At 37.5% G+C, this 13,625-nt stretch carries 17 protein-coding genes; 2 read left to right on the plus strand and 15 right to left on the minus strand.

Features of this window, described 5'->3' with window-relative positions:
* Nucleotides 1–13: 13 nt before the first annotated feature.
* The 14 genes from comA to AC3E6G_RS08065 form a co-directional block, all read right to left on the minus strand.
* Complete coding sequence (gene comA, locus AC3E6G_RS08000; protein ID WP_414298147.1) at nt 14–2,167, minus strand: peptide cleavage/export ABC transporter ComA; 2,154 nt, start codon at nt 2,165–2,167, stop codon at nt 14–16.
* A gap of 641 nt (nt 2,168–2,808) precedes the next feature.
* A complete protein-coding gene (locus tag AC3E6G_RS08005) occupies nt 2,809–3,534 on the minus strand; it encodes a DUF3800 domain-containing protein (protein WP_490700791.1) in 726 nt (241 codons plus the stop codon).
* A gap of 855 nt (nt 3,535–4,389) precedes the next feature.
* On the minus strand, nt 4,390–4,782 hold the full coding sequence (locus AC3E6G_RS08010; RefSeq protein ID WP_490700792.1) for an ArpU family phage packaging/lysis transcriptional regulator: 393 nt from the start codon (nt 4,780–4,782) through the stop codon (nt 4,390–4,392).
* A 597-nt stretch (nt 4,783–5,379) separates the two neighbouring features.
* Nucleotides 5,380–6,000, minus strand: coding sequence for a hypothetical protein (locus AC3E6G_RS08015; RefSeq protein ID WP_490700793.1), 621 nt, complete (start codon nt 5,998–6,000; stop codon nt 5,380–5,382).
* Between the two features lie 194 nt (nt 6,001–6,194).
* Nucleotides 6,195–6,362, minus strand: a complete 168-nt coding sequence (locus AC3E6G_RS08020) for a hypothetical protein (RefSeq protein WP_490700794.1) — start codon at nt 6,360–6,362, stop codon at nt 6,195–6,197.
* Between the two features lies 1 nt (nt 6,363).
* A complete protein-coding gene (locus tag AC3E6G_RS08025; protein ID WP_490700795.1) occupies nt 6,364–6,636 on the minus strand; it encodes a hypothetical protein in 273 nt (90 codons plus the stop codon).
* A gap of 208 nt (nt 6,637–6,844) precedes the next feature.
* Entirely contained in the window at nt 6,845–7,699 is an 855-nt protein-coding gene (locus tag AC3E6G_RS08030) for a DnaA ATPase domain-containing protein (RefSeq protein ID WP_490700796.1), read from the minus strand.
* A gap of 11 nt (nt 7,700–7,710) precedes the next feature.
* Nucleotides 7,711–8,478 carry a DnaD domain-containing protein gene (locus AC3E6G_RS08035; RefSeq protein WP_490700797.1) on the minus strand — a complete coding sequence of 256 codons (768 nt, stop codon included), beginning with the start codon at nt 8,476–8,478 and terminating at the stop codon, nt 7,711–7,713.
* Complete coding sequence (locus tag AC3E6G_RS08040; RefSeq protein ID WP_490700798.1) at nt 8,453–8,650, minus strand: BOW99_gp33 family protein; 198 nt, start codon at nt 8,648–8,650, stop codon at nt 8,453–8,455. Before AC3E6G_RS08040 ends, AC3E6G_RS08035 begins: the two co-directional genes overlap by 26 nt.
* Nucleotides 8,651–8,658: 8 nt before the next feature.
* Nucleotides 8,659–8,925 (minus strand): DNA-binding protein, encoded by a 267-nt coding sequence (locus tag AC3E6G_RS08045; protein WP_490700799.1) that lies wholly within the window; start codon nt 8,923–8,925, stop codon nt 8,659–8,661.
* A 1-nt stretch (nt 8,926) separates the two neighbouring features.
* Nucleotides 8,927–9,157: a hypothetical protein gene (locus AC3E6G_RS08050; RefSeq protein WP_490700800.1), complete on the minus strand. Its 231-nt coding sequence runs from the start codon at nt 9,155–9,157 to the stop codon at nt 8,927–8,929.
* A gap of 13 nt (nt 9,158–9,170) precedes the next feature.
* Nucleotides 9,171–9,497: a hypothetical protein gene (locus AC3E6G_RS08055; RefSeq protein ID WP_490700801.1), complete on the minus strand. Its 327-nt coding sequence runs from the start codon at nt 9,495–9,497 to the stop codon at nt 9,171–9,173.
* Between the two features lie 56 nt (nt 9,498–9,553).
* On the minus strand, nt 9,554–9,886 hold the full coding sequence (locus AC3E6G_RS08060) for a hypothetical protein (protein WP_490700802.1): 333 nt from the start codon (nt 9,884–9,886) through the stop codon (nt 9,554–9,556).
* Between the two features lie 279 nt (nt 9,887–10,165).
* Nucleotides 10,166–10,351, minus strand: a complete 186-nt coding sequence (locus AC3E6G_RS08065) for a hypothetical protein (RefSeq protein WP_084973569.1) — start codon at nt 10,349–10,351, stop codon at nt 10,166–10,168.
* 146 nt (nt 10,352–10,497) lie between these two features.
* On the opposite strand from AC3E6G_RS08065, the gene AC3E6G_RS08070 reads away from it, so the two are divergent.
* Nucleotides 10,498–11,010, plus strand: coding sequence for a helix-turn-helix transcriptional regulator (locus tag AC3E6G_RS08070; protein ID WP_490700803.1), 513 nt, complete (start codon nt 10,498–10,500; stop codon nt 11,008–11,010).
* A gap of 172 nt (nt 11,011–11,182) precedes the next feature.
* On the plus strand, nt 11,183–12,346 hold the full coding sequence (locus AC3E6G_RS08075; RefSeq protein ID WP_490700804.1) for a tyrosine-type recombinase/integrase: 1,164 nt from the start codon (nt 11,183–11,185) through the stop codon (nt 12,344–12,346).
* A gap of 156 nt (nt 12,347–12,502) precedes the next feature.
* Here AC3E6G_RS08075 and rpsD read toward each other — a convergent pair whose 3' ends face one another.
* The gene (rpsD, locus tag AC3E6G_RS08080) at nt 12,503–13,114 is read right to left on the minus strand and encodes a 30S ribosomal protein S4 (RefSeq protein WP_003009175.1); all 612 of its coding nucleotides are present in this window, start codon (nt 13,112–13,114) and stop codon (nt 12,503–12,505) included.
* Nucleotides 13,115–13,625 lie beyond the last annotated feature (511 nt).

Raw genomic sequence — 13,625 nt, forward strand, 5'->3', positions numbered from 1 at the left:
TCCTAGTCCTCTCTTAACAAGTAACCAAATGACTGTAATAGCCATTCTTTTTCAGTAGTTCTTCATGACTTCCTTCCTCCTTAAGACAACCTTGGTCCAGGAGGAAGACTTTTTCAGAACGCTCTGCAATCGTTAACCGGTGGACAATAAAGATAATGGTTTTATCTAAGGCCATCAAGCGGTCCACAATTTTCTTCTCCGTCAAGATATCCAGGCTACTGGTCGCTTCATCCAGAATCAGAATCGGAGCATCCGTTAATAAGGCACGCGCCAAGGCAATCCGCTGCCGTTGTCCACCAGAAATTCCCATGCCATCCGTAGTCAATTCCGTTTGGTAATTGAGGGGCATGCGCTCAATGTCTTCTCGAATTCCTGCTATTTCAACCGCGCGCAAAATATCTTCCTGACTGGTTCCTTCCCGCGCTCCCAGTAACAAGTTCTCTAAAATCGTACCATTAAAGACATAGGGCTGCTGGGGTAAATAATTGATTTGCTGGCGGAGCAAGGTCTTATCCACTTGCTGGATATCCGTCCCTCCCAGTCGAATCGTTCCTTTATTGGGTTGGTAGAAATTCACCATCATCTTCGCTAGCGTGGTTTTTCCAGAACCGGAAATACCGACAAAACTCACCTTGCTCCCTTTTTTGATCTTTAAGTTAATATCTGTTAAAACATTGGCTCCAAAACCGTACTTGTAGTCTACTCCCTCAAAAACCAGATCACCATCGAGAGCCTCACGCTCTTGAAGGGGCTTCTTCTCTGCGAACTCAGAGTCTATCAAATAGACTTCATTCAGACGTGTATTGGCTACTCTAGCTGCTTGAAGTTTGGTTTGGAGGTTGATCAAATTCTCTAGAGGTCCTGTGAAATAAACAAGGAGAGTGTTGTAGGTGATCAACTGCCCCAAGCTCAATTCTTGCTTCATGACCAAATGAGCTCCCATCCACAAGACCAAAACATTCAAAATCAACTGGGCCAAGTGCTTGAGCCCCTTTTGCAGACTCTCCGCCTTGCTCATGGCAAAGGACTTCTTGAGATAGTCCACAAATTCTGAGTCAATCTTTTGATAACGACTACGCTCACTGGTAAGAGACTTGATGGTTTCAATCCCATTGATATCTTCGATAATAGAAGAAGACAAGACACTATTGGCTTCCATGGTTTCATTATTTAAGCGCTCAAAAGGCTTCATAAAGGCAAAAATAATGACCGCATAAATCGGTAGCAAGAGAATGGTCAAGAAAAAGAGGTGAGAATTTTGGCTAAACAGGACTACTGATAAAATCAAAACAATAGACAGATCCAAAAAGATTGAAAGCAGTGTACTAGCCAGAGCATCGATAATGCGGTTGGCATCTGTAAACCGCGACACCACTTCTCCTGTCCGTCGAGTTGCAAAGAAACTCATAGGCAACTGAAAAACATGCTTAATATAGGACAGAATGACATCAATAGATAAACGTTGACCTAAAACAAGAAGCAAGTAATCTTGCGCATAGGTCAGAATCTGCTGTAAGATGTAAACCACGATCAAACCTAGTGAAATCACACTCAGGGTCTGCTTCATCTGATCAGGCACATAGGTATCAATAATTGATTGTAAGTAGTAAGAACCCACAATATTGATAAGGGTTACCAATAACGTTGCAAGAACAATATGAAGGACCAATTGCCGCTGTTTAAACAAAAGAGGGACAAAGTCTAGGAGCCCATTTTTCTTTTCTTTACTCGGTTGATAGGCTGGAGTCGGGGCCAAGGCAATGACAATCCCTGTCCATTCCTTTTCAAACTCCTCGATCGTCAATTTGGTCATCTTTACCTTTGGATCTGGATCTGCTATGTAAAGATGCTTTTTATCTTTCTTATAGACTACGTAATAGTGAGGGAGACGCCCATCCTTGATCACGTGGACGATCAATGGATAGGTCACTCCTTCCAAGTCAAAAAGTGTGCGATCTGCTCGGAAGGCGCGTGTCTCAAATCCCAACTCCTCAGCTACCTTGACCAGACCTAAGGCGGTCGTTCCATCTGCAGTCGTTTTTGCCTTCTCCCGCAGACTAGCTAAAGAATAGTATGAGCCATAGTAGCCAAAGACCATGGCCAAAGCTGCAACACCGCAGTCTCGCATATCAACTTGTTGGCGATAATGTTTTTTCTTAAATCCCATAAGAACCCTTTCCAATCGTTTGTTTCATCTTAACAAAATGGGCTGTCTGAGTAGAAAAAATCGCTATTTGGTTTATTAATTTAGATATTTGGTCATAAAAAGCTCCAAATCAGGAGAGTTATTATTTATTTTGAAAAAGAAAAACCGCCTATTTTTACGACGGTCATTTCTTTCTACGAAGTCAACTTAGGGAGCAACTAACTGAACAAACCCAGAAATCAACGCTTTAAGACAAAACAAAAAGCCCACTGTCGTAGGCTTTCTGCAAGTTTTTTCTTAAAATTAAAGCATTTTGTTATCTTCCTATTAAAAGGTATATAAAAACAGGCCTAAGCCTGCTCTGTTTTTTACCCTGTTTCTTCAAAAGTTTATTGATTATAAATAAGTAGAGAAAATATAAAGGGTAACAAAAAGGGGAATTAAATTGATGAGTTCAGTAAGCAAGTAAATTGCACCTGTCATAGGTGCTTTTTATTTTTTAAAAAAGAAAGCACATTCTATAAGAGATGTGCCTTCCTGTATTATGTGAACAATCGCTTATTTGTGACGCCAACGCATGACGCTTACCTAGACAATGGCACATTAATAAGACTTACTGTTGTTAAATTAATTATAGCTTATGTTTAAATTGTTGTCAATCTTTAACTCTCTGATTTTGGGAAATTAAATGTCATTTTTAAGACACTTTCTTCTAATTTTTGGAATTCTGTTTCATAATTTTCGTTATCTGAAACAACTCTTGAGAATTTCAGATTAGAAAATACATCTGCAATTTGCACTAACTGAACGTTTGATGAGTCTACATAATCAATCTTTATATTACCATTGTTAATTCCACCGACCACTAATTCTGTAAGTAGATACTCCTCTAGAACCCCTTTTGAGTCTGTACGGATATTTCTTTCATCAATGATTAGGTGGTGGTCTTCACTAGGAATTAATCCTCGCCTTACGAAAGCCTCTAGGGCTAATCTAACATTATAATTAAAGACTCTCGCTGTATTTGAACAAAACAAATCTGTAAGTTTTGAATTGTGAACATGAATATAAAACAACTTGAAATTATCATTTTTTACAAAATGTTCTACAAATTTAACTTTCAAATCAGGAGTAAAAGCAGCTCCTTTTAACTCTTTAAATTTCCCATTTAAGAACATTTGCCCTCTTCTATCGGCTTCTCTAAGTTCTTCAAGGTTTGATGAAACAAATCTTTTATAGGATTTTTTGAGACTTTTTTTATTATCAGTAACCACTAAAGTAATTATGAAATCAGTTTGTAATTTATTATTAATTGAGCCTGACTCGTCGATATAAATATACATAGTATTCCAATCTATTTTCTGACTATTAATATTATACCATAACAATTTCTTAATTCTCCACTTTTCGCGAATTTTTCTACATTTTTTAATCTATAAAAACTCCTGTACCTTTGTAAAACCTTAGTATTTTAAAATATACAACCTCACCCTTACCTCACCCTTGTAAAACTCCGATACCTCACCATTACCTCACCATTGGAATATTCCATCATTTTGCTCCTTTTTTGTTGAAAAAAATGCATTGTGAGTTATAATAGATAGTAAATAGAGGTTTTCCATCTCCCCTTGAAACAGTTCTTTCTGCGGTAGGAGGTGAGACGCCTCTATTTGTTTTTTATGTCAAAATGAGTTATAATTGAATTAAGAAAGGAACTGGTTTGGCACCCGATGGCCTATTTTAGGTCGGCGCCTAAGTCAGTTCCTTTTACTGTTTCGATTACCCCAAAGGATAGGCCTTTAATATTCTTGCGTCAGTTAGTTTTTTTAGGTTATAATCTAAGTAATGAGAGTTACTACCTCCTACATTAAAGGCTTCGGCTGTGGGGGGTGTGTGCTCTCTTTTTTTTTTATAATTTCTAACCTCGGATTATACTTGTACTAGAATTTTTTTTGAGTTATAATTAAGTTAAGGTAAAGGCGGTCTAACGTCCATGAAGCAGCTTGCTGTGGAGGCGGTGGGTCACCTTTATTTGATTTTAAAATCAAGAATATGTATAATTAAGTCAAGAAAGAAGCATGGTTTTCCCGCCCAAAAAGTCTTAGAGCTGTGGGAGAGTCATGCTTCTTTTTTCATCTCACTAAAGCCCCTAGATTTGTTTCTAAGGGCTTTTAGTTTATCCATGGTGTTTTAGTCGCCTAGTCCGAAACAAAGCAAATCAGGGGCAAATATGAAGCCTCAGCCTACTTATATGCTTCTAGTTCTCTGTTTTGGTGGATTCTCGCAAAGTTTAAGACGGCTATCTGTTTGTATCTGTGGTAACTTGTAAAACTAGTACCTGCCATCTCTACGCATTCGCTTGTTGTTTTCTTTCTCATATAGCAATAATGGATAATAAAGTATTTTCTGGCCCTTTTGTTCTCTATGCTATTGATGTCGTGGGCGAATATCTCCAACCCCTCACGGATTGCTTTTTCATGCTCACCGCTCAAATTCCACTGATCAGGTAAGACAAGTTTCCAAACCTCTTCATCTATTGCTAACCAGTTTTCACTTCCTGCCATTCTCTGGAAACGTAGAAAGTAGGTCAGCCGCTCTCTAACGTTCATCATCGTTTTAAAGTTATCCAGCTCCATTAGTTCGCTCCTTCATGATATAATAGTCATGCGAAACCATACCATGAGAGTCAGCCCTGTGTTGGCTTTTTTTGCTATTTCTCTAGGTTCACTCTAGCTTCAAGAAGGTTATTATTGCTTTTATCTGCTTGATAAATGATAGGGGGATATATCCACTTTTTCGGCGTTCGCTCGGAGTTCAACACACATAACCCTGCCATTTGTCAGGCATATTTACTGCCACTACCTAAGTAAAATCTCACCTTTTCTAACCCTCGGTAAACCTCTCTACCTTGTGGTTATATCACTAGAAAAAAAGCCCTGTACCTTTGTAAAACCTTAGTATTTTTAAATACACAACCTTATACTAATCTTATACTTTTTATATATACTACCTTACCAAAACCTTACCATTTTTCGGAACGCTTACCGCCCCCTTTTTTGGAACGCTCTACTTACTTAAATCCTTGATATATCTAGCTTTTTTAACATTTAAACCGTCAAATAAGTAGTATTTGTTTGTTTTGTAAATTGCACACTACTACAAATTATCATGTAAAAAACCCAAATCGATTAGGTTACATACTAAAAGGGGATTGCTCCCCTCTGCACACTCGATTAAAGTATTGCGTCCATGTTGTCGTCTAGGTAATCAGATTCTAAGAAAGTTATAGCTCCCTCAACTCTCTGCATTACAATTCCATGATCAGACATCAATCTCTCATAATTCAGCTCATCGACTGCTCTAGCAAACTTATTCAACAAGTCTTTTGTCCGATTGCTATTGTCCGCTGGGATATACTGCGCTAACTCTGCACTATTTGGGTTGCCATTACCAAAAATACCTCCTAAAGCATTTCTGAAAAGTTCTAAAGTTGTGCGATCGTCTTTGTAATGGTCTATTAGTGCTTTTCCAGTGGATACGGCCAAAGCACCACTTTCAAAAAGTTTTACGGCATTTTGCACTGCTACTTGGTAACCAGAATCAGTCAACGCTTTTACTTCCGTTTCAGCTCTCTTAGCCTCTTTATCTGGTAGTAGGTTGTCTGCAATTTTCTTCAGATCATCATAATAACCAGCATACCAAGCCTCGTATTTGAATTTAAGGGTTTCAAGTTCATTCTCTTTCCCCTCTGCGCTTAAAAATTGATTATTCTGTATTTCTTCGATTTTTCCATATAAGTTAGAAATAGCACCTTTCAATGCTAACATCTTAGTAATAATTGTTTTCTTGTTCATTCTTTTTCCTCTTTCTAATTCTTTCAATCGTTTACAAGTATCGTCATGCTACGGTATACCATTTTTAAAACTGTTTTTTTGCTCGTATCAATCCATAAAGATTTTTGTATCATATCCACTCCTAACACCAAAACAAAAAGGACACCGAAAAAGCTAAATAGCTTAATCAGCGCCCTCGGTTGTTCCGATAGACTCTATTTTTTTGTTTCACTTCGTTGCAAGTATGAAAATCTTCCATCTTGAAAATGCAAGGCCATACTCCCAAAGGTTGGGGGAGCCTCTGCCTCTATTTTACCATTTTTTGAGAATAATACAAAGCCTCTATCAAGCAAATCTTTAAGCTGTTCTGTCTTTTGTATCATACTAAGCCTCCTCTCCCTCTGTATCCTGGTCATAGTAATTAGCAAAACCTAAACAGATACGTTTCAGGGCTTCCCCCATTGCTGTTCTACCTTGATAATCTACTGTGATAGTCCCATCTCCACTAATAGTTGTTTCTGTTACTGGACTTTCTCCAGTACCCATGAAATAACCATGAATGGCAATACTTGCCACATCAGCTATTTTGTTTGCCTTTGCATGTTCAGTATTTTCAAATTTATAACTGAAACGGTGTTTTTCTTTGTAGTTTGTCATTTTGATTACTCCTTTACTTGAAATATATGAACTTATTGTAATCTCAGTAGCCATAAAGCGTTGAAATAACTGACATTTTCAACTATTTAACGCTTTTTACTACCCTTTTTAGTGTACTTTAGCTCATTTTTGAGCTTTTTTAAGTTCCATTTTTGGAATGCAAAGCCTGCACCTTTTAAGGGTGCACCTGCACCCAGTACATACTTTTTTAACCTGCGTAGTTTTGAGCGACTTTATCTTTTAGGCTGCTAATTGAGTATCGTTTATCCTTAATCGTGAATGACTTGAAAAAGTTCCCCTCTAGGCCTGTTCTGACACGGCTGGCCACTCTGTCGCTATACATACTAGCAATTTCTGAGCTACTCAAGTTTGTAGTGATGATGGTTTTTTCTCTGTTGCTGAGAATATCAAAGATAAACTCTTCTTCCCAGGCAGACTTCCCCTTATTGCTGAGACTCTCTGATTTTATACCTAAATCATCGAGTACCAGGAAATCAGCTTCTTTTAACATTCTTGAGTAGTAACCCTCTTGGCTAGTGTAATTAAAGCTCTCTCTAACTCGTCTAAGAATTTCTGTTAGATTGACAAATAACACGCTCTTAGGCTCTCCTTTGGCCTTGTAGCCCTCATTTATAGCCTTAGCAACAGCAACGCTTAAATGACTTTTCCCTATACCTGTTGATCCTGTAAATAAGGTGTTTCCTGTCATACCATTTAGATATTTCTCTACTTGGCCTTTTGCAAACTCTAGTAGTTGTTTTTCTTCGGCTGTCTCAACTATAAAATTCTCAAAATTAGCAGCTTTTAGCTCCTTAGGTATTGTACTGTCTCGCATAAGGACATTGTAGGTTTTTAAATAAGCCTCAGCATTAAGGCTATCGTTTACCCCCTCTTGTTCCTGCTTATCTATTAGCTCCTGGCCACATTTAGGGCAAAATTCCAGTACTTTCCTTTCCACACTGCCTTTTATAGGTGTTGAAATTTGCCAATAATTAACATGGTGAACTTTGCACACCTTTTCACTAATTTTTCTGTTGTTATATTGCTCAAATTTATTTTCCATCGCTCACCCTCCTAAAATGGGTTTTCCTCTGTTCGTGTTTTTAGCCACTCCTCACGGCTAATAGGTTCTGCTTGCTTAGGTGTCTTTTTCAGCTTTTTCCTTTGTTCCTCATGCTGCTTAACTTGCTCTACAGTTCTAAGTCCTAGCCCCTGCCAGTTTGAAAGGATTGATCTTGTATATCTAATTGACTTACCAGCATTTAGGATAGTTACTTCAAGAGCGTAGATTACTAACTCTTGTCCGTGGATTTCTAGCAAGTCTCTCACTTCTTCCACCATTGTCTCATTAACTGCCATCTGTCCAAAAGCTGACTTTAATTTTTCAAAGATTGGATTTTCATGCTCGTCCTCGTCATTCTGACTTGACCTAGATTGACTTAGATTATCTTGACTTGACTTATATTGACTTATATTGGGTAAACCAATGGTTTCCATTTGGTTACCCGTTGGTAAACCAGTATATTTTTCAGGTGGTTTTTCTAATAAATGCTTATAGATACTAGGGCTGTATCTGTCTTTTCTAACAGTGTTCTGCTCGTGAAAATCAGTGATAAAATATACCATTTCATCATTCAGAGGTCTAACAAAATCCTTGACTATCAAAAGTCCTAGATTATCCTCACTAACCCCTATCATTCTAACAACAGGGAAAGCCTCTACTACTCCATCATCATCTGAGTTTTGAATTAAATGAAAATATAGAGCCTGTGCCTCTAACGGCAACCTCAAAAATCTCTGAGTTTGGGTTACTGTCTTACTTATCATTCTTCGATTTCCCATTTTTATTCCGTTGTACCTCCTTGTTAATTCTCCTGATGATGTCATAATAAGAATGATCAGGAGGAATGACATAGCCCTCTATTTCAAATTCCACCCATTGCTCCACACCGTCCACAATTACCTTGCGTAGATTTGTGATGGTGGGTTTCCATTGTTCTTTTTTCTTTGTCATTATTCCCCCTAATCAACTGCAAGAAAGTTGTATATATCACTTTTACGGTAATAAATCTTCTTGCTGTTCTCAAAAGGTGACTGATACTGTTTTAAGCCATGTTTTTCCCAATTATTCAACGTAGTTCCACTGATCCGTAACTTCTCCAGTAAATCAGCTCTAGCGATTAAATCCCAGCCGTCATTATGCTGTTTTTCAATCTCAAGTCTCTTCTCTAAGTGATCGCCCACTTTCTCCAGTAGCTCAAGCTCTGCCTCTCTTGATAATAGTTGCATTTTATACCTCCCTTTCTTTGCTGATTAGGATAATCTGTCCCTTATTCCACATATCAGAAAAATCTGTTAGGGTTTCTAATACTCGCTCTAGCTGATTTTTTTCCTCGATACTGTAGCAATCAAATTTATCTTCTAGGGAAAAATCTAGCATAGTTTGGAAAGCTTCATTTAACCACTGACCAAAGTTTTCTGCTCGTGATTTTGCAAGGTCAAAATGTTTGTCTTTTGTCATATTTCTCCTCGTTCTAATTGTGTTTCTCGCCTGCAAGCTGAATATAACGCCCATAGCAAGGGTTTAATTCTTTGCTAGGTGTTTCTACCGTACGCTCTAAAAAATCGCGTTTACGGCTCTCTATTCGCTTTAAACAAAGGAATAATAAGCCGATAGCTAAAAGTAGAATGATTGCCTGTGTATTGGTTATATCTAGTTCATTCATGCCACTACCTCCAGGCGAAAATTTCTTATTTACCAAGTCTTGGATAATTAGAAATAGCTTTGGCGCTCTTTCCTCAATCTCACTCATTAAGTTGTTAAATTCTTCGTTTGTCATGTCGTCAATATTGATAGTCATATTCTCTTCCCTCATTTCTATGTTTTTACATTTGCTTGCTGGACTTATTCCAAGTACTACAGATTTTTAATATTTTCTTGCTCTCTACGCTCTACCCCTTGCGCTGGTAAACCGTTGACTGCTCTAGAGATGATGTTATTAACAACAAGAATACCTAAGCCATCACAAGCCTCCTCATAGGTATCTGCAAACCTTTTAAAAGTATTCTTATAACTGGCCATAACGTTAAATAAAATCATGGTCGCTACACGCTCCCCGTAAAGTTGAGAAAGCTGAGCCTTGGCTCTATCTTCGCTTTCGTTTCGTTTTTGCATTCTTTCCCACTGTTCAGGGGTATAGTCTGACTTCTTAACAGTGAAAATACTGTTTTCTGATATAATTGTACTCATGTCTTTATCTCGATCATGTTTTAATTTTTATTGTTTAGAGTTGCAGCTTATAAAGCACTCTTACTATACAGACTTTTTCACGCTCAGACTCGCCAAATTGAAAGCATGAATAAGAACCAGTTTAAAGAGTTAGTGCTCTCTCGTTTGGACACAAATCACTATTTTGTGATATAATTAAATAAATACCTAACTAAATCCCATACTTGCTATTTGTGGTTTTAGTTGTTTGTGTGAAAAGCCTTGCTGATTTGGTCGTCGGTTTAGGCTTTTTTTGTTGCTTTAATAATCTTCTGCTAGCCATTCCATGACTTTCTGATAAATGCTATTCTTAACCTCTCCGCCTTGAATAACCTTGCGATAAGTAATAGGATTAATTCCTATTTGCTTCGCTACCTCTTGATTTGTAAGCATGTTATCAGCCTGCTTTCTTCGGATAGCTTTGGCCTGGGTTGCTGTAATAGTTATCATGTCTCTCCTCCTTTCTATTTTTTATTAACATTTTTGTTAATAACTAAATTATATCTAATATTTTTGTTAATTGCAAGTGTTAAATAACATTTTTGTTAATTTCTTTATTTTTTGTGTTATAATCTAATTGAGGAAATGAAAATATGAATAGAATTAAAGAACTAAGGACAAGGGAAAAGTGCACCCAAAAGGAACTAGCAGATTTATTAGGCATTACTTCTATGACTATCTCAAGATGGGAAAAGGAAGAAAATCCTGCTATTAAACATGAACAAGCTCAAACTCTTGCCAATCACTTTGGAGTCTCTGTCCCTTATTTATTAGGGCATGATGAGTTAGAGATGGCGCTTAAAGAGAGAGAGAGTTTACTCTTAGCTAATCTAGAAGTAAATAAAAGCGTTGCTTATGAGTCTGCAAAATTATTTCAGAATACGATTTCTAGCATTTTGGAACTTCTAGACTTGCTAAAAAATAAAGCTAAATCTGGAAATCTAAAAACCGAAGTATTAATAGATACTATAGAAACTCTTGAAAACTTTACTACTAATTTAGATAAGACAATTCAAACAGCCATTGACTCTCAAATTAAGCACATAGAGCTAAATAGATTAATAAAAGAGCTAGAAAACTCTAAAGAAACAAACAATATAAAATAACCCCTAAAACGCTCTCTAAGCGATTTTACAGCTCAGCTATATAAATTGTCATCACACCTAAAATAAACGAAAATAGGGCTGTTCTCGTAGCTCTCAGCGCTATATAAAAACAATATTCATAAATACTTAACTAAATCCCATACTTGCTTACTGATGTTAGAAAGGTATGACTATGAATATTACAGAATACAAAAAGAAAAATGGTACTACTGTGTACCGTGCAAGTGTTTATTTAGGAGTTGATAAACTTACAGGGAAAAAGGCCAGAACAACAGTTACGGCCAACACTAAAAAGGGCGTTAAAATCAAAGCTAGGGAGGCTGTCAATGCTTTTGCAGCTAATGGATATAGTATAAAGGAAAAGCCAATCATTACAACCTATAGGGAGCTAGTCGCTTTATGGTGGGAGAGTTACAAGAATACAATTAAGCCTAACTCCCAGCAATCTATGGAGGGGATCGTAAGGCTTCATATTTTGCCTGTATTCGGCAATTATAAGCTAGACAAGCTCACTACTCCTATTATTCAGCAACAAGTCAATAAGTGGGCTGACAAGGCCAATAAAGGCGAAAAAGGGGCATATGCAAACTATAGCTTCCTAAACAATATAAACCGCCGTATTCTCCAGTATGGAGTTACAATGCAAGCGATCCAACACAACCCAGCTAGAGATGTCATTATCCCACGTAAGCAACAAAATAAAGAGCATAAGGTCAAATTTTTCAGCAACCAGGAACTAAAACAGTTTTTAGACTACCTGGAAGATTTGGATCAGTCTAGTTATGAGAATTTCTTTGACTACGTTCTTTATAAGACATTGCTGGCTAGTGGCTGCCGTATCGGTGAGGCTTTAGCTCTTGAGTGGTCTGATATTGACCTTAAAAAAGGCACTATCAGCATATCTAAGACTCTCAATAGATACCAGGAAACAAACACGCCTAAGTCTAAAGCAGGTCTAAGAGAAATTGACATAGACAAGGCTACAGTTTCCCTGCTCAAGCAATATAAAAAACGCCAACAAGTCCAGTCATGGCAACTAGGACGGTCTGAGGGGATTGTCTTTACTCCTTTTACCACAAAATACGCCTACGCTTGCTTGCTAAGAAAAAGACTACAATACCACTTTAAAAATGCTGGTGTTCCTGATATTAGTTTCCATGGTTTCAGACATACTCACGCTACGATCATGCTATACGCCGGCATAGAGGCGAAGGATTTACAGTATAGACTAGGACACTCTAATATCTCAATGACTTTAAATACTTATGTCCATGCTACCAAAGAGGGTGCAAAAAAAGCCGTCTCAATCTTCGAGGCAGCTATCAGCAATTTATAAATAATAAGGGTGACCCATTTTTGGGCTACCCTATTACTATACCTAAAATTAGTTATGGGTAACTAAAAGGGTAGCAAAAACAAAAAAAGCACTCTAGGATAGAGGCCTAAAGTGCTTAGTTTCAAGGCTTTACAGCCTATCTTATTCAATAAAATATTACAACATTTTGTTGTAGAATTCAACGACAAGTGCTTCGTTGATTTCTGGGTTGATTTCATCGCGTTCTGGCAAGCGAGTCAATGAACCTTCCAATTTTTCAGCATCGAATGATACGAATGCTGGACGTCCAAGAGTTGCTTCAACAGCTTCAAGGATAGCTGGAACTTTAGCTGATTTCTCACGAACTGAGATCACTTGACCTGGAGTTACGCGGTATGAAGGGATATCAACGCGTTTTCCGTCAACAAGGATGTGACCGTGGTTAACGAATTGACGAGCTTGACGACGAGTAGTCGCAAGTCCAAGACGGTAAACAACGTTATCCAAACGACGTTCCAAAAGAAGCATGAAGTTGAAACCGACAGTTCCTTCTTTGATCTTAGTAGCTTGTACGAACAAGTTACGGAATTGTTTTTCACCAAGTCCGTAAGAGAAACGAAGTTTTTGTTTTTCAGCTAATTGCAAACCGTATTCTGACAATTTTGAACGGTTGTTTGGTCCGTGTTGACCTGGTACGTAGTTACGACGTGCCAATTCTTTACCTGTACCTGTAAGTGACAAGCCAAGACGGCGAGATTGTTTCCAAGATGGTCCTGTATAACGTGACATTTGAAATGTCCTCCTATAAAAATAATTTTTTGTAGGAAATAACGTTTTAGACAAACCTGATTCGTTCAGAAAGCCTTCGCCCAAACAGCAAAGGTTACTTTTCTAGCTGGCTTCCTGTTGACGAGCTTCATTTTGTCCTGCTGTCATTTCGCACAAATTCTATTATACCACCAATACCGTCCCTTGTAAAGTTGCTTTCTCATTTTTTTGATTTCTTTCTATAAATGAAAAGCAAAATGAGGTGTTCTAGCTAAGGACTTTCTAAATCACATATTTATGACGCGGATGACCATGTATTTTCAGACATATCCAATATTTTTATCTTATTTACAGGAATCTTTACACCCTTATTTACAACCTGTCAATCATGATTGTTCTAATAACCTCCTAAGTCCCTCTATTTTAGTGATATGAAGAATATAGATGAGACGACTATTCAAAAGATCCCCTGTCTAATATTGACAGATATGATTGTGAAATTGACATCTTTGTCAATAAATTTACACAACAA

This window comes from Streptococcus sp. SCPM-O-B-23252 (M501) (assembly GCF_058200355.1).